Below are 16,097 nucleotides of genomic sequence, written 5' to 3'. Positions count from 1 at the left end.
ACTCGAGGAATGCTGCGTCCATGCCCACCAACACCCGCACAGAAACCGACAGCTTTGGCCCGATCGATGTCCCGGCCGACAGCTATTGGGGCGCACAGACCGAACGGTCGATCGGCAATTTCCCGTTCGGTGAACGCGAGCGGATGCCGGCCGAGATCGTTCATGCTTTGGGCTACGTGAAACAGGCAGCGGCGCGGGTGAATGCGCGCATCGGCGGCCTCGACGCTAACCTGGCGGAAGCGATCCAGCAGGCGGCGGAGGAGGTCGCGCGCGGCGATCTGGATAGCCAATTCCCCCTGGTCATCTGGCAGACGGGTTCGGGTACCCAATCCAACATGAATGCCAATGAAGTAATCGCCGGCCGGGCCAATGAGAAGCTGACCGGCAACCGTGGCGGCAAGGAGCCGGTCCATCCCAACGATCATGTGAACAAGGGGCAGTCGTCGAACGACAGCTTCCCGACCGCCATGCACATTGCGGCGGGCATCGCGGTGGTCCGAAAGCTGCTGCCGGCGCTGAACACGATCCGCACCCGTTTGGCCGACCAAGCCGAGCGGTGGGACCGGATCGTGAAGATCGGCCGCACGCACCTGCAGGATGCGACCCCGCTGACGCTGGGTCAGGAATTCTCCGGTTACGCCGCGATGATCGAGGATAATATTGCCCGGGTCGAAGCCGTTCTTCCCCGGGTCCTTCGCCTCGCCCAAGGCGGCACGGCGGTTGGCACGGGCCTGAATGCGCCGAAGGGATTTGCGGAAGCGTTCGCAAAAGAAGTCGCCAACCTCACGCAGCTTCCTTTCACTTCGGCGCCAAACAAGTTCGCCGAACTGGCGGCCCACGACACCATGGTCGAGCTGTCGGGCGTGCTCAACACCATCGCCGTTTCGCTAAGCAAGGTCGCCAACGACATTCGCCTGCTGGGCTCCGGCCCGCGCTGCGGTCTGGGCGAACTTAAGCTCCCGGAGAATGAGCCAGGCAGCTCGATCATGCCGGGCAAGGTCAACCCGACGCAGTGCGAAATGCTAACCATGGTCGCAGCCCAAGTTATGGGCAACCATGTCGCGGTGACCGTGGGCGGCCTGCAGGGGCATATGGAACTTAATGTGTTCAAGCCGCTCATCGGCGCGAACGTCATCCGGTCGATCAACCTGCTGAGCATCGGCATGGAAAGCTTTACCGAGCGGACGCTGGACGGGCTTGAGCCAGATGAGACCCGCATTGCCGAGTTGATGAACAAGTCGTTGATGCTCGTCACGGCGCTCGCGCCGGAAATCGGCTACGACAACGCTGCGACGATCGCCAAGCATGCGCACAAGAAGGGTCAGACGTTAAAGGAAGCCGGTTTGGACCTCGGCCTCGTCGACGAAGAAACCTTTGACCGTGTCGTCAAGCCGGGGGAAATGCTCGGTCGGTAAATGAGGGAGCTGCCCATGTTCGCCAGTATGCCAGTTCGCATTGCCCTGATCGTAGCGTCCTTGCTGGTGGTGGCGGGCTGCGCATCGCGGCCGGCGCCCGCTCCGGTGGCAATTCCCGGAGCAACGGGCATGGCGCCCGCCGCTGCGGCTCTCGCGCCGGCGGCTTATATGCAACTGGCGGCGTCAAGCGCGCTATTTGCAGTCCGTGCGTCGGACTTGGTCGCGCAGCGGACGGGCGATGCAAGGCTTCGCGAAGTGGCGCGCGCTATCGCTCAGGACCAGCGCGGCATCGGCTCGCAGCTGAATTTCGCCGGCCGCAGGCTCGACCTGTTGCCAAGCGCCGCGCTGACCAGCGAGCAAGCGGCAGACCTCAGCCGGTTGGAAAGCGTGGGCGACGTCGACAAGCTATATCGCCAGGTAATGGATCCCGTCCTGACCCGCGCCGCCCAATTGCACGCGGCCTTCGCAGTTCGCGGATCGAGTCCCACGCTTCGTCCGGCTGCCCAAATGGCGGCGCCGGCCACGCGCCGAAATCTTCAGCAATTGCGCCGACGCTAAAGCTTCCAGCCGAAACGAACGCCAATATTGTCGATGCCGGGGTTCTGGCCGCCGAACAGCTGGGCGTGGCTCAAATGAACCCAGCTTGCCTCGACACTGGCTCGGTCCGAGATATGGTAGCCAATTCCCAGTTCCGGCTCAAATAGGATGCGACTACCGAATGCGATCTTGTCGGCGCGGTTGAAGTTGCTGTCGGACCCATTGTGGATGGCGAGGCCGAGACCGGGACGGACGAACAAACGTCTGCCGAAATGCGCCGACATTCCGATGGCTGCGTAGCTCGTTTCGCCATTGGTGTTGAGCGCGCCGAACGCATAGGGCTGCAACGGTGTCGAGCCGATGTGGCCACCGCGGTAGCCGAGCTGGATATCGACCCCGTCCTCGATCCCGCTCTTCGTCGATACGGTGTCGACGTCATGGATATATAAGCCGCCGAAAACCTCGCCTGCATTTGCCGGCGCGGCGAGGAGCAACCCGCAAGTCGCGGAGATAAAGAGTTTTTTCATCGCGATTGGCTATAACGCCGGCGGCCCGGCGACAAGTCTAGTCTGCCTGCCAGGCCCGCAAAGCGTCGCTGGGTGCGAGCAGCATCCAGACATTGAGCGTCAGATTGTCGCGGATGACGACGAGCGGCGCCAGTTCCAGTGAAATAACGATGGCAATGCTCGCCCAGACCGGCAGCTGTCGGGCGACCACAAACCCGATCACCATCATGACGATATCGCTGGCGGAGTTTAGGATGGAATCGCCGGAATAGCCGAGCGCGATAGTCGTTTCGCGGTACCGGTCGATGACCATCGGCGTGTTTTCCGCGATCTCCCATGCCGCTTCGATCAGCAGCGCGACCGCGAAGCGCTGCTCGACCGTCGACCGCCGCCACAAGAGGTGCAATGCAGCGTAGAAGAGGAAGCCGTGCACGATATGGCTTGGGCTGTACCAGTCGGCCAGCATCTGGCTTTGAGTCGGGCCGACGCGGCCCCACACTTCCACCGAACCGCACGTGCAGATCGGTGGTCGCCCCATTGCCATCAGGATGGCTATGGATAGCGCAATGACGAACAAGGACGAGAGGAGCGGCTTTGGGCGCTCGAATGCGGAAGGCATGGCGACGGAGTAGGGTGCGTCGCAGTGCTTGCCAAGCCGCCCACCGTGGCGCACGAATCGCGCCATGTTGCGCCTGTTTGGTCCCGGATGCTCTCCAAAGCCCATCGATGCCGGCGATGTGGCCTCGGGGCTTCAGCACGCGGTTTGGGTCGATCTCCTCGAGCCGACCAAGGCAGAAGAAGCGGTCGCCGAAAAGATTATCGGCACCAACATTCCTACTCGCGAGGAAATGCTGGAGATTGAGCCGTCGTCGCGTCTCTACGAGAAGGACGGCGTCTTTTTCATGACGATGTCCGTGGTGTTCGGCATCAAGGATGGCGAACCGGCGACTGATCCAGTCACCTTCATGTTGACCAAATCCCACCTCGTCACCGTTCGCTATATCGACCCGACACCGTTCGTCGTATTCGCCGAACATGCATACGCAGAAGCCGAGGACATAACCGACGCACTCGGCGTGCTGGTCCGCCTCCTTGATGCGATCGTCGACCGGATAGCCGATGAATTGGAGGAGGCAGGAAGGGACATCGCCACGATTTCGCGTCAGGTGTTCGAGCGGCATTCGAACAAGAGGCGCCGCAATCCCGAGCTGCGCTATGAGGCACTGATGATCCGTATCGGTGAGATGCAGCGGTTGCTGGCACGGCTTCGTGAAAGCTCGGTCAGCACTAGCCGGACTCTTGGCTACCTTGGGTCGCTGGACATCATGGGAGACCGCGACAGTGCTCGGCGGCACGTCAAAAGCCTGCTTGGGGACACAAGAGCGCTTGACGACCACAGCGACTTTTTGGCCGAGAACCTGAACTTCCTGCTCGACGCCTCACTGGGCATGATCAACCTCGAACAGAATTTCGTCATGAAGATATTCTCGGTGGTAGCGGTCGTCCTGATGCCGCCGACCCTGATTGCCGGTATTTACGGGATGAACTTCGAACATATGCCGGAACTGAAATGGGTGTTCGGCTATCCCATGTCGCTGGCGCTGATCCTGGCCAGCGCGATCCTTCCCTATTGGTGGGCGAGGCGAAAAGGCTGGCTCTAAGGCCAGCCACCCTTTGTCATGACAGGCCATTCTTGCTAGGGGCGCGGCCAACCGCCGCCGGACCCCGCGCGGCCCCATTCGAACATGTAGAGGAAAGCCATGATCCCGACCGGCCAGGACAGCCTGAAAACCCGTTCCGCGCTGGAAGCCGGAGGCAAGAGCTACACTTATTATTCGCTGGAGAAGGCCGGCGCGCAGCTGGGCGACGTTAGCCGCTTGCCTTTTTCGATGAAGGTCCTGCTCGAAAACCTGCTTCGGTTCGAAGACGGAACGACGGTTACCAAGGACGACCTGCAGGCGATGGCCGACTGGCTGAAGGATCGCCGGATCAACCGCGAGATCCAGTATCGTCCAGCGCGCGTGCTGATGCAGGACTTCACCGGGGTTCCGGCCGTCGTTGACCTCGCTGCGATGCGCGACGCCATGAAGAATCTTGGCGGCGACCCCCAGAAGATCAACCCGCTCGTCCCCGTGCACCTCGTCATCGACCATAGCGTTATGGTTGACGAATTCGGCACTCCCAAGGCGTTCGAGGACAATGTCGCGCTCGAATACCAGCGGAATGCCGAGCGATACGAGTTCCTGAAATGGGGCAGCCAGAGCTTTGACAACTTCAAGGTGGTTCCGCCGGGCACCGGCATCTGCCACCAGGTGAACCTTGAGCATATCGCGCAGACCGTCTGGACGAGCGTGGACCAGGCTGGCACCGAAATCGCCTACCCCGATACGCTGGTCGGCACGGACAGCCACACGACGATGGTCAACGGTCTTGGCGTGCTCGGATGGGGCGTGGGCGGCATCGAGGCGGAGGCAGCGATGCTCGGCCAGCCGGTGTCGATGCTCATCCCCGAAGTCGTCGGCTTCCGCCTGTCGGGCGAACTGAAGGAAGGCATTACCGCCACTGACCTGGTGCTGACCGTCACCCAGATGCTTCGCGCCAAGGGCGTCGTCGGCCGCTTCGTCGAATTCTTCGGACCGGGCCTCGATGCGCTCAGCCTCGCCGACCGCGCGACAATTGCCAACATGGCGCCCGAATATGGTGCGACCTGTGGCTTCTTCCCGATTGATGAGCGGACGATCGACTACCTCCGCCTAACCGGCCGTGACGAGAATCGCATTGCTCTCGTTCGCGAATATGCCAAGGCGCAGGGAATGTGGCGTGACAGCACGACGCCTGACCCGCTGTTCACGGACACGCTGGACCTCGACATGTCGACGGTCGAGCCGTCGCTGGCAGGCCCGAAGCGGCCGCAGGACCGCGTTCGCCTCAGCGAAGTCGACGAACTGTTCAATGCGGAGCTGGAAGGCACTTACAAAAAGTCGCTCGAATCCATCCGCTGCCCGGTCGACGGGGAGGACTATGGCGTTGCAAACGGCGACGTCATGATCGCCGCCATCACCAGCTGCACGAACACCTCCAACCCTAGTGTGCTCATCGCCGCCGGCCTCGTTGCTCGCAAGGCGCGGGCTCTCGGCCTGACCCGCAAGCCATGGGTCAAGACGTCGCTGGCACCGGGAAGCCAAGTCGTCACCGAATATCTCAACGCGGCGGGATTGAGCGAAGACCTAGACGCGATCGGTTTCAACCTTGTCGGTTATGGCTGTACCACTTGCATCGGTAATTCTGGCCCACTCGCGCCGGCGATTTCGAAGGCGATCAATGAAAACGACCTGGTTGCTGCCTCGGTTCTGTCGGGTAACCGCAACTTCGAAGGGCGGGTCTCGCCCGACTGCCGCGCCAACTATCTGGCGTCGCCGCCGCTGGTCGTCGCCTATGCGCTCTTCGGCACAGTAACGAAGGACATTACCAAGACCCCGATTGGCCAGGACCAGAACGGCAAGGACGTCTTCCTGAAGGACATTTGGCCGTCGAACGAGGAAATTCGCGAACTTATCGACGCGCATGTCTCGCGTGATATGTTCCAAGACCGCTATGCCGACGTCTTCCGCGGCGACGAGCGCTGGCGCTCCATCGCGGTAACGGGCGGCGATACATATGCATGGCCGGCCAACTCCACATACATTCAGAATCCGCCCTACTTTAAGGGCATGACAATGACGCCGAAGCCGCTCACCGACATTGAGGGTGCACGCGCCCTGGCGCTGTTCGGAGATTCAATTACAACCGATCACATTTCACCGGCCGGCTCGATCAAGGCCGACAGCCCGGCGGGTAAGTATCTGAACGACCACGAGGTCGCCCGCGCTGACTTCAATAGCTACGGCGCGCGCCGCGGTAACCATGAAGTGATGATGCGCGGTACCTTCGCCAACATCCGCATCCGGAACCGGATGCTAGACGGCGTCGAAGGCGGCTTCACAAAGGGGCCGTCCGGTAACACGCAGGCCATCTACGACGCGGCCATGGAGTATGCGCAACAGGGGACGCCCCTGATCGTGGTTGCCGGCAAGGAATATGGCACCGGCTCGTCGCGCGACTGGGCAGCGAAAGGTACTATTCTGCTGGGCGTCCGCGCAGTGTTGGCCGAAAGCTTTGAGCGCATCCACCGTTCGAACCTTGTCGGTATGGGCGTCCTTCCCCTGCAGTTCGCGGAGGGTGAAAATGCCGCGACCTACAATCTCGACGGCGGCGAAACCTTCTCGATCGACGGCGTTGTCTCAATCGAACCACGACAGAATATCACGGTGAAGGTCACCCGCGCGAATGGCGAAACATTCGACATCGTCGCCCGCTGCCGCATCGATACGTTCAACGAGCTGGAATATTACCGGTCGGGCGGCATTCTGCAGTTTGTTCTGCGCAACCTCGCTGCCTAGGCGAGTGCAGCCCTAAGCCATTTCGGGAGGACGGCGTGCTCCGGCACGTCGTCGACCCGGGCGTGAACGACGGCTAGGCCGTGCTCAGGATAGAGTGCCCGTGCCTGGCCCGCGTCGCAGTCCTCCACGACCAGCAGCCGGCGATTGACTTTATGGCGCCAGTTCATGCGCGCTGTATTCTCCTGCCCCACGAAGCAGCCTTTGGTGAAGCTGACCCCGTTGAGCTCCGCGGCGTTGCATTCCAGCCAGAGGAGATCGCCGAGCTCGATCCGGCCCTCGCAAACGCCGAGCCGCAGGCGGTGTTCGAGCCAGCCTTTCGCGGGCTCGTCCGCCGGACCCAGCCAGCGGCGGCCCAGTTGTTCCAGTCTTGGGTCCGGCGCGCCCATTCGTCCGTCCGCTTGCCAATGAACAAAGAGGCCCGTGTCCCGCTCGATCGAGATCGGGCGCCGCAGGCGATAGATGGACAGCCGCCTTGCAAGATCGTCGGCCGCGGCGGCTTCGCAGTCGATCAACAAGTCCTCTCCGTCGGGCCACACAATGAAATCGAACAGGCATTTTCCTTGGGGCGTGAGAAGCCCCGCCCAAACCGGCAGGTCCCCAGTCACATCCTGCGTCACCAAGCTTTGGATGAAGTCGCGGACGCCATCGCCCGAAAGTCGCAGGATGGCGCGGTCCGCCAACATGGTCGGCACTGGGGTGGTGGTTGGCATGCCCCTTAGCTAAGGAGCGCGCGTGACTTTGCAATCGATCACTATCCGCCGGCCCGACGATTGGCACGTCCATTTGCGCGACGGCGACATGCTCAAGCTGGTGGCGCCTTACACGGCACGCCAGTTCGCCCGAGCGATCGTCATGCCCAACCTCATCCCGCCGGTTACGACAGTCGCACAGGCAGCATCCTACCGCGACCGCATTGTCGCCGCGGCAGGCGATAGCTTCACGCCGCTAATGACCTGCTATCTGACGGACCTCGCTGATCCAGACGAGATCGGGCGCGGGCATGTGGAGGGCGCTTGGGTCGCGGCGAAGCTTTATCCCGCAGGCGCGACGACCAATAGCGACAGCGGCGTCACCGACATCCGCAACATCCATCCCGCACTGGAGCGGATGCAGGCGATCGGTATGCCCCTGCTCGTGCATGGTGAAGTCACGAGCCCCGACATCGATGTGTTTGACCGCGAAGCAGTGTTCATCGACCGCGTGCTTGACCCGCTGGTTCGTGACTTTCCTGCCCTCAAGATCGTCTTCGAACATATCACGACGCGTCAGGCGGCCCAGTTCGTGGCCGAAGCGTCGTCGGCCGTCGGCGCGACCATCACGCCGCAGCACCTGATGCTCAACCGCAACGCCCTGTTCCAGGGCGGGCTCAGGCCGCATGCCTATTGTCTGCCGGTAGTGAAGCGGGAGGAGCACCGTCTCGCCGTGCGTGCTGCGGCAGTTAGCGGCAGCTCCAAATTCTTTCTTGGGACCGACAGTGCGCCCCACGTCCGCGGCGCCAAGGAAAGCAGTTGCGGCTGCGCTGGTCTATTCAACGCGCCCTATGCCCTGGAGGCCTATGCGCAGGTGTTCGACGAAGAAGGCGCGCTGGACCGACTGGAAGGTTTCGCCAGCCTCAACGGCCCAGCCTTCTATGGATTGCCCTTGAACCCAGGCACCGTAACGTTGGAGCGGGCCGACGTGGATGTGCCGGACCGGATCGGTGAGGGCGAAGGTTCCGTAGTGCCTTATGGCGCCGGTGGCCGGTTCGGCTGGCGAATGGCCTAAGCGGAGCTTCCGGTTCCTTTAGGGCCAACCATTGAGCCAAAGAATTTCTCGACCCGGTCGTAACATTCGCATGATCGCTGCTCGAGGCCTTCGCGGTCGTGGACCTCGATGATTCCGCGGCGGGTGGTAATGAGGCCTTCATCTTGGAGCTCGCGCGCAACCGCATTGACAGTCGTCCGCTGGACGCCGAGCAGCCTGGCGAGCGACTCCTGAGTAAGGGCAAGGCGGCTTCCGGCACGGTCCTGCGCGGTCAGCAGCCACCGTGCTGCACGCGATTCGATCGAATGGAAGCTGTTGCAGGCCACGGTCTGCATGATTTGGGCAAGCAGGTAATCGGCGTAGCGGCAGAACAGGTTCCGCAGGTGCCCCGACAGCGACTTGGCCTCCTCGACGACTGCCATTGGAATGCGGATCGCGGGGCCGGGGACCATGACCTCGGCCCGTGAAAAGGCGGGAATGTTGCCACAACTGACGATGCCGCCGACAGCGCCTTCGCGCCCTATGGAAGCCACCTCGACCGACCGCCCGTCTTCCATTTCCACCACCAGCGAAATCATTGCCGGCCCAAACGGAAAGATCGAGCTGTCGACGTTTACCCCGCGCCGGAGCACCGTTGCGCCAGTCTCAAGCTCGATCAGTCTCGCCTTACCGTCGAGCAGATGGCGAAGCTCGTCCGGGAAGGTGGACAGCAACCGGTTTTCAGCGAAACCGGCCTCGACCGAAGGCGCGCGCGGCACAGCCTCTCGAACTTGGGACATCGCGAAATCTCCAGCGCGGAAAACAGGTTTCCAATGATCCGGCTGCGCTTTCGTTTCATCAGACCCACGGATTCGGCAATTTCCCGCGCGAAGGGCGGTTGAACCCCGCGACGCGGTTCGCTACAGCCCCGCCGCAATGCCGCAGTTCCCGGAGACGTGGGTGAGTGGCTGAAACCAACGCTTTGCTAAAGCGTCATACGGGAAACTGTATCGAGGGTTCGAATCCCTCCGTCTCCGCCAGCCGCCACTTTGCTCCTATTTCTTTGCGATCCATGCCCCCGTGGCGTCGTACGTCTTCCCATCTGCCGGATAGACGAACGGGAATTCCCAGCGACCAATCACTTCTTCGGCATTGGGGCCGGTGAACAAGCCCAGGAAACTGTTCGGCCCCACGAGCGACGTATTGAACCGCCCGGAGAAATTCGCCGTACCGGACGAATAGACGGTATCAACAAAAGATAGCATGCCGAGGTCGTAAACCGATTCGAACGTATTCAAATAAGGGTGGATTGCCCCGCCCAATGTCCCGGCACCAAAATCGAATTGCAGGTTTACGGACCCCCCCGTGCCTCCGACAAGGTAGTCTTGCTGCAGCAGGTTGGTCTGGCCGCTGAAATATCCGTCATAAGTTGCGCTTCCCGCCACGGGAACCGAGCAGCATGAGCCATATCGTCGTTGATAGTCGAGCTTTCGCGCATAGTCTCATGGCCGCCGCCTCTGCTTCGGCGGCATCATCGACGTATTCCGACTCGTATTCCTATGACGATGAGCTGACGGATTACCGATGAAGCCCGGACGCCTTCCTAGGCCTTGAGATCGGCAGCCTTCATTTCGGCTTCCCGCTCGAACAGACGCGCCAATTGCGCCAGCCCGTTGAGGTAAGGTGGCGGGCACCACTGATCACGATATCCGGCAGCCGCGGCGGCGCGTAGTGTCCACATCGGATCGGCTAGGTGTGGCCGCGCCAGCGCGATCAGGTCGGCGCGCCCGGCGGTGAGGATTGCGTTGGCTTGGTCGGGATCGGTGATGTTGCCTACCGCCATCGTCGCAAGATGCGCCTCGTTGCGAATCTTGTCGGAAAACGGCGTCTGGAACATCCGGCCGTAAACCGGCCGTGCGTCCGCCCAAGTCTGGCCGGCCGATACATCGATCAGATCCGCACCCGAGCGTGCGAATGCCTGGGCGATGGCGATGGCGTCTTCGGGCGTGATCCCTTCATCGCCAGCCCAGTCATTAGCCGAGATCCGGACGGACATCGGCCGACCGCCCGGCCAGGCGGCCCGCATGGCTTCAAACACTTCGAGTGGAAAGCGGAGCCGGTTTTCGAGGCTGCCGCCATAATCGTCGCTGCGCCGGTTCTGCAGGGGCGTGATAAAGCTCGATAACAGATAACCATGCGCCGCGTGCAGTTCGATCATGTCGAAGCCTGCTGCCAACGCCATCCTAGTTGAAGCCACGAACTGGTCTCTGACCTCGTCCATATCGGCCCGCGTCATGGATCGCGGCTGCTGGTTGCGATTGCTCCACGCCACGTCCGACGCCGCGATTAATGGCCAGTTTCCTTCAGGCAGCGGCGCGTCGGCTTCCTCCCAGCCGAGTTGGGTCGAGCCCTTGGCGCCCGAATGGCCAAGCTGGAGGCAGATCTTAGCCCTGCTGTTGGAATGAACGAAATTGGTGATCCGCCGCCACGCATCGATATGCGCCGGATCGTACATACCCGTGCAGCCAGGCGTGATTCGGCCGGTGGGAGAGACGCAGGTCATCTCCGTAAAGACCAGTCCCGCGCCACCTTGGGCGCGAGCGCCATAATGGACGAGGTGGAAGTCGCCAGGCGTCCCGTCATTCGCGGAATAGGTCGCCATCGGCGACACGACGATGCGATTTTCGATCGACATGTCGCGAAGTTTGAACGGTGCGAATATGGGCCAGGCGTGCTTGGCTTCGCCCGTCGCCCGCTCCCAGAAGCGCGCCTCTGTAGCCTCGAGCCAGTCCCGATCGCGTAGCCGCAAATTCTCGTGGCTGATCCGCTGCGAGCGGGTCATCAGCGAATAGGCGAACTGCCACGGCTCGAATTCGAGATAGCGTTCGACCGCTTCGAACCATTCGGTCGAATTTCGAGCGCTGTTCTGGAGCTTGAGGACTTCGAGGTTCCGCTCGGCCTGATACTCCTCCAGCGCTGCCGCGCGATCGAGTCCGGGGCGATTGAGCACTTCGGCCAGCTTGATCGCGTCTTCAAGTGCAAGCTTTGTCCCGGATCCGATGGAAAAATGGGCCGTGTGCGCCGCATCACCGAGGAGAATGATTTTGTCGTGGTGCCATCGCTCGCAAATGATGCGCCGAAATTTGAGCCACGCGGCCGATCCGCGCAGGTGCGTGGCATTACTTAGTAGAGGCTGTCCATCCAGGTGGCGCGTGAAGATGCGTTCGCATTCCGCAATCACTTGTCCCTGATCCATCGTGTCAAACCCAAGCCCACGCCAGGTTTGCTCAGAACTTTCGACGATGAATGTCGAGCAATCGTCGGCGAAGCGATAGGCGTGCGCCCAGATCCAGCCCGCGTCCGTTTTCTCGAACGCGAAGGTAAATGCGTCGAACGTCTTTGGCGTACCCAGCCAGACGAACCGGTTGGCACGTTCCTGGACATCGACCCCGAAGCGATCGGCGTAGGTTTCTCGGAATCTGCTGTTGATGCCGTCTGCGGCAATGATCAGGTCCCAATCGTGCCAGGCGGCAAGATCGGGGCTGCACTCTTGCTCATAATGAAGCTGGATGCCGAGCTCGCGGGCTCGGCTGGACAAGATTTCCAGCAGTCGCTTCCGGCCGATCCCAATGAAGCCATGCCCGGATGATCGGACGCACTTGCCATGGATGTGGATGTCGATGTCGTCCCAATGGGCGAACTCTTCCCTGATAATCCCGCCCGAAACCGGATCGTTTGCCATCAGGTTTTCAACAGTCTGGTCCGAAAAGACGACGCCCCAGCCAAACGTGACGCCTTCCGCGTTCCGCTCGAAAACATGAATGTCGTGCTGTGGGTCGCGAAGTTTCGTCGAGATCGCGAAATAAAGCCCCGCGGGTCCGCCACCGATGCACGCAATCTTCAAGGCCTTCTCTCTCCTCCCTGACGCGGTGTAGCCGCGCTGCGAAGCGGATGCACTAACTCAAATGGTCGGGGGCGGGCGCGGCCGAGTCGCATTAGGAGGCGCTGCGAGTCGCGCTTGTCGTCGTCAAACTCGACGGATTTTCCCAAAGCGGGACGGTATTCCCACAATTTTTTCCACAGCCCGGGAGGGCGCGGGGGTTTGGCTTGAATCCGTCAGAATCCGACGATAGCTGCTGTTAACTTTCTGGTAACGATAATTATAAAATTAACGAAAATTAACTTTCCGAATATAGTGTGAATCTATAGGCACCCTAATGCTAAAGCTATTCAACGTTAGTGCGATTACGACAATGGTATTAATTGGCTGATTCGATAGTCAAGTAACAGATTTACTGCCTATAACAGTAAATCTTAACCAAGAATTAGTCGTAGACGGAAGCTAGTTTCCGCGCTTGGAAGCTGCAACGGAGTCGCGTCAGCTTGATAAATATCGCTCCAGATGGTTCTTTTCATTCACGAGCGCGGGGGCGGTCTCGACTAATCCATGACCGCGTTAACCGAATCCGGTTAACCGGCTTAACCCCCGCCCAAAGGACTGAACGCGTCGCGGCCCTGCCGCGCCGCCACTGGGCAAGAGGTGGTTATGCGGTACGAAGATACTTCGCACATGGGCGGCTTCCAGGCGTCGGGACCCGACGCGCGTGGCGACAACGACGCGATCCCGGCGGGCTCGAAAGCGCCGGCAACCGGCAACGTAATCACGGGCGAGGGCACTCAGACGGGGCCGTCGGGTTCCGACATGGCGACGGGAGCCCACATTACCGCGATCGAAGGCGCTGGCGGCAAGGACGCCAGCTTCGCCGGGGGCAAGCTCGCAGTATCTGGCGAGCATGGCCGTCTCACGATCGATGCTGAAGGCAACTATAGCTATCAGGCGAAGGCCAATGCGCCGGAAAATTCGCGCGACCGCTTCACCTATACGCTGGCCGATAGCCAAGGCGGCACGGATACGGCTGTCCTGACGATCGAAATCGGTAAGACGCCCGCAGTCATCAAGTCGAATGCGCAACAGGTCGTCGTGGGGCCCGACGGTGTCGTCGTCCTGCCGGCAGGTGTGCAACTCAGCGATATCATGATCGTCGGCCGCAACCTCGTGGTTAACCTGCCGGATGGTGGCCAGATGGTCATCATCGACGGCGCGGTGTTCGTCCCGCAACTCGTCCTTGACGGCGTCGAAGTGCCGGCGACCAACCTTGCCGCCCTGCTTGTCGGCCAGGAAATTGCGCCTGCCGCCGGAGACGGTCCGCCGCAGTCGAGTGGCGGTAACTTCCAAGTCCCCGTGGCGCCGCTCGATCCCGGGGTGCCGCTGGGCGACCTGATCCCGCCGACCGAATATGGTTATCAACCGCCAGAAGTTCGCGAAGTTTTCGACATTATCGATCGCGAGCCGGAAATCTTTGTGCAGCCCGACGGCCAACCGGCGTCAGTCGCCGCTATCGACTCTGTTGATGAAAAGGGCCTGCCGACCCGTAACGAAGGAGAACCGGAAGGCAGCGGCGAGGAAGCCGCTGCGGGCGCCAATGGCGACACCAGCGAAGCGACAGGCGGCAACATCATTTACGATTCGCCTGACGGCGTCGCGGCGATCACGATCAACGGCGTGGCAATTGTCAGTGTCGGCCAAGTGATTCCCGGTGATTATGGCGACCTTATCATCACGAGCATTGCTCCCGGTCAGATCGGATACAGCTACACGCTGACCGACAATACCTCGGGTGACGTGACGCATGATGATTTCCTTGTTGAGTTGACTGACAGCGACGGAGACGTCGCAACCGCCACTCTGACAATTAACATTGTGGATGACGTTCCGACGGCCCGGCCGGACACCGACGCGCTAGGTATCGGCGAGGCAACTGCAACGGGTAACGTCATGACGGATGCAGCCCCCGGGGACGCTGGCGACAGTGACACGAACGCCGCCGATACGGTTGGTGCCGACGATGCGACACTAACGTCGGTTAGCGGCGCTGGCGGCAGCGACGCAACTTTCGAAGGTGGGGTGTTGGTTGTCGATGGCCAGTATGGCGTGCTGACGATCGATGCTGAAGGTAACTACACCTACACGCGAAATGAGAATGCGCCAGGAGGCGTGACCGACGTATTCAATTACACGCTCACTGATGGCGATGGAGACACGTCTTCCTCTACATTGACGATCACCATCCCGGATGCGTTTCCCGATTTGGCAGATCCGGCTCTCGTTCGTCTTGACGATGACGCGGTGGGCAGCGAGGGCAACGCGGGCGGTCCCGAGGATGACGTAAACTCTGCCGGTCTGCCGGGCCAGCTCGCTGGTACGGGCGGCGATGGTGATCTCGACTACAACTTCACCGGCCTCAACACGCTTCCCACGGGCTTCACGACTAACTTGGTGAACGCCGGGACTCTGCAGATTTTGCAGGGCGCGACCGTTGTGCTGACTATCACGCTCGACAATGAAACGGGCGCGTTCAACGTTGTCCAGAACAACCCCATCGATCACCCATCACTGGATGGGGCCGCGGGCGACGATGTTGAGAACAACCTGATATTTTCGATAGGCGTAGAAGTGGAAGATGCCGACGGCGATACCGATCCGGCGACTATCACGATCAATGTCGACGACGATACGCCGGTCGTTAATGTCGAGCTGGATCGAGAAGGTGCAGTCACAGTCGATGAGAGTGGTCCGGCGGGGGCTTCCACGATCAACTTCGGTGGGACCGAAGGCGACGACCAGGATGTGCCGGGCAGCGGTCCAATAGGCCGAGCTGTTGGTGCGACCGCCATCGTTGATGCTACAGCGCTCTTCGGTGCAGATGGCCCTTCTGGGGCCGGTCTGACCTATGCCCTGCAGCTGGGCGGCTCTGACACGGAACTGACTCTGACCGATGGTTCGGCTATCGAACTTCAATTGGTCAACGGCGTCATCGTCGGCATGGTGTCCGAAGGTCCCCATGCCGGTGAAGCCGCATTCGCTATCGCGATCGATCCGTCGACTGGTATTGCAACTGTCGAGCTCTATTTGAGCCTCGACCATCCGGTGAACCCGGATCCGAACGACCAGTTACAGCTTGGTCCGAACACGGTCGACGTGGTCGTGAGCGCAACGGACGGGGACGGCGACACGGTAACGAGCGATCCCGTCGACGTTTCGGGCTTGTTTAATTTTAATGATGACGGCCCGGCGGTCGATCCTGTTCTGGACGCGGAGGCGACGGTCACGGTGGACGAGAGTCTCCCGTCGACGGCTCCGGCGATCAACACGGGTGCGATCGTCAAGGGTGACGATCCTGACCTCGCTGGCGGACTTGCGCTGGGCCAGGCCAACTCGGGCGTGGCGGTTGTCGATGCCAATGCGGTGTTCGGTGCTGACGGTCCGGCTGCGGGCGGTGGCATCAGCTATGCGCTGAGCATCACCAATGTCGTCTCCGGCGTGACCCTGACTGACGGTTCGGCGATCAACCTGCAGCTGGTTGGCGGCGTGATCGTTGGCGTGGTGGCTGCTGGTACCTTCGCAGGTCAGGCCGCAT

The 16,097-nt window shown here is 61.1% G+C and carries 12 protein-coding genes and 1 tRNA gene; 7 read left to right on the top strand and 6 right to left on the bottom strand.

The window, feature by feature from the left end:
• Positions 1–20: 20 nt before the first annotated feature.
• Positions 21–1,415: a class II fumarate hydratase gene (gene fumC, locus D3M59_RS11430; protein WP_119533812.1), complete on the top strand. Its 1,395-nt coding sequence runs from the start codon at positions 21–23 to the stop codon at positions 1,413–1,415.
• 15 nt (positions 1,416–1,430) lie between these two features.
• A complete protein-coding gene (locus tag D3M59_RS11425) occupies positions 1,431–1,973 on the top strand; it encodes a DUF4142 domain-containing protein (protein ID WP_158582019.1) in 543 nt (180 codons plus the stop codon).
• On the opposite strand, the gene D3M59_RS11420 is transcribed toward D3M59_RS11425, so the two are convergent.
• The gene (locus tag D3M59_RS11420) at positions 1,970–2,479 is read right to left on the bottom strand and encodes an acyloxyacyl hydrolase (protein WP_119533810.1); all 510 of its coding nucleotides are present in this window, start codon (positions 2,477–2,479) and stop codon (positions 1,970–1,972) included. The two genes, D3M59_RS11425 and D3M59_RS11420, sit on opposite strands and share 4 nt — an antisense overlap.
• A gap of 37 nt (positions 2,480–2,516) precedes the next feature.
• A complete protein-coding gene (locus tag D3M59_RS11415; protein ID WP_119533899.1) occupies positions 2,517–3,077 on the bottom strand; it encodes a DUF2585 family protein in 561 nt (186 codons plus the stop codon).
• Between the two features lie 64 nt (positions 3,078–3,141).
• On the opposite strand from D3M59_RS11415, the gene D3M59_RS11410 reads away from it, so the two are divergent.
• Both D3M59_RS11410 and acnA read left to right on the top strand, forming a co-directional pair.
• A complete protein-coding gene (locus D3M59_RS11410) occupies positions 3,142–4,119 on the top strand; it encodes a magnesium transporter CorA family protein (RefSeq protein ID WP_119533809.1) in 978 nt (325 codons plus the stop codon).
• 99 nt (positions 4,120–4,218) lie between these two features.
• On the top strand, positions 4,219–6,897 hold the full coding sequence (acnA, locus tag D3M59_RS11405) for an aconitate hydratase AcnA (protein ID WP_119533808.1): 2,679 nt from the start codon (positions 4,219–4,221) through the stop codon (positions 6,895–6,897).
• On the opposite strand, the gene ygfZ is transcribed toward acnA, so the two are convergent.
• Positions 6,894–7,607 carry a CAF17-like 4Fe-4S cluster assembly/insertion protein YgfZ gene (ygfZ, locus tag D3M59_RS11400; RefSeq protein WP_119533807.1) on the bottom strand — a complete coding sequence of 238 codons (714 nt, stop codon included), beginning with the start codon at positions 7,605–7,607 and terminating at the stop codon, positions 6,894–6,896. The two genes, acnA and ygfZ, sit on opposite strands and share 4 nt — an antisense overlap.
• Before the next feature lie 22 nt (positions 7,608–7,629).
• Here ygfZ and pyrC point away from each other — a divergent pair, with 22 nt between their 5' ends.
• The gene (pyrC, locus tag D3M59_RS11395; protein WP_233543245.1) at positions 7,630–8,661 is read left to right on the top strand and encodes a dihydroorotase; all 1,032 of its coding nucleotides are present in this window, start codon (positions 7,630–7,632) and stop codon (positions 8,659–8,661) included.
• On the opposite strand, the gene D3M59_RS11390 is transcribed toward pyrC, so the two are convergent.
• Positions 8,658–9,419: a Crp/Fnr family transcriptional regulator gene (locus D3M59_RS11390; protein ID WP_119533805.1), complete on the bottom strand. Its 762-nt coding sequence runs from the start codon at positions 9,417–9,419 to the stop codon at positions 8,658–8,660. The two genes, pyrC and D3M59_RS11390, sit on opposite strands and share 4 nt — an antisense overlap.
• 150 nt (positions 9,420–9,569) lie before the next feature.
• Between D3M59_RS11390 and D3M59_RS11385 the strand changes: the two genes are divergently transcribed.
• A tRNA-Ser gene (locus tag D3M59_RS11385) sits at positions 9,570–9,659 on the top strand.
• Between the two features lie 15 nt (positions 9,660–9,674).
• On the opposite strand, the gene D3M59_RS11380 is transcribed toward D3M59_RS11385, so the two are convergent.
• Both D3M59_RS11380 and D3M59_RS11375 read right to left on the bottom strand, forming a co-directional pair.
• Positions 9,675–10,064 carry a HupA family protein gene (locus D3M59_RS11380; RefSeq protein WP_119533804.1) on the bottom strand — a complete coding sequence of 130 codons (390 nt, stop codon included), beginning with the start codon at positions 10,062–10,064 and terminating at the stop codon, positions 9,675–9,677.
• 158 nt (positions 10,065–10,222) lie between these two features.
• A complete protein-coding gene (locus tag D3M59_RS11375) occupies positions 10,223–12,523 on the bottom strand; it encodes a bifunctional salicylyl-CoA 5-hydroxylase/oxidoreductase (RefSeq protein WP_119533803.1) in 2,301 nt (766 codons plus the stop codon).
• Positions 12,524–13,165: 642 nt separating this feature from the next.
• Between D3M59_RS11375 and D3M59_RS11370 the strand changes: the two genes are divergently transcribed.
• Positions 13,166–16,097 (top strand): DUF5801 repeats-in-toxin domain-containing protein (locus tag D3M59_RS11370; protein WP_199662523.1); only part of this gene is annotated, 2,932 nt, incomplete at its 3' end.

The organism is Sphingomonas edaphi, from assembly GCF_003583725.1.
GTDB classification, from domain to species: Bacteria; Pseudomonadota; Alphaproteobacteria; order Sphingomonadales; family Sphingomonadaceae; genus Sphingomicrobium; species Sphingomicrobium edaphi.
Note: the sequence above shows the minus strand (reverse complement) of the source record. Positions and strands in the feature narration are given on the sequence as shown.

Coding starts and splice junctions, on each gene's coding strand:
- fumC (WP_119533812.1), top strand. CDS start 21: ATGCCCACCAACACCCGCACAGAAACCGACAGCTTTGGCCCGATCGAT.
- D3M59_RS11425 (WP_158582019.1), top strand. CDS start 1,431: ATGTTCGCCAGTATGCCAGTTCGCATTGCCCTGATCGTAGCGTCCTTG.
- D3M59_RS11420 (WP_119533810.1), bottom strand. CDS start 2,479: ATGAAAAAACTCTTTATCTCCGCGACTTGCGGGTTGCTCCTCGCCGCG.
- D3M59_RS11415 (WP_119533899.1), bottom strand. CDS start 3,077: ATGCCTTCCGCATTCGAGCGCCCAAAGCCGCTCCTCTCGTCCTTGTTC.
- D3M59_RS11410 (WP_119533809.1), top strand. CDS start 3,142: ATGTTGCGCCTGTTTGGTCCCGGATGCTCTCCAAAGCCCATCGATGCC.
- acnA (WP_119533808.1), top strand. CDS start 4,219: ATGATCCCGACCGGCCAGGACAGCCTGAAAACCCGTTCCGCGCTGGAA.
- ygfZ (WP_119533807.1), bottom strand. CDS start 7,607: ATGCCAACCACCACCCCAGTGCCGACCATGTTGGCGGACCGCGCCATC.
- D3M59_RS11390 (WP_119533805.1), bottom strand. CDS start 9,419: ATGTCCCAAGTTCGAGAGGCTGTGCCGCGCGCGCCTTCGGTCGAGGCC.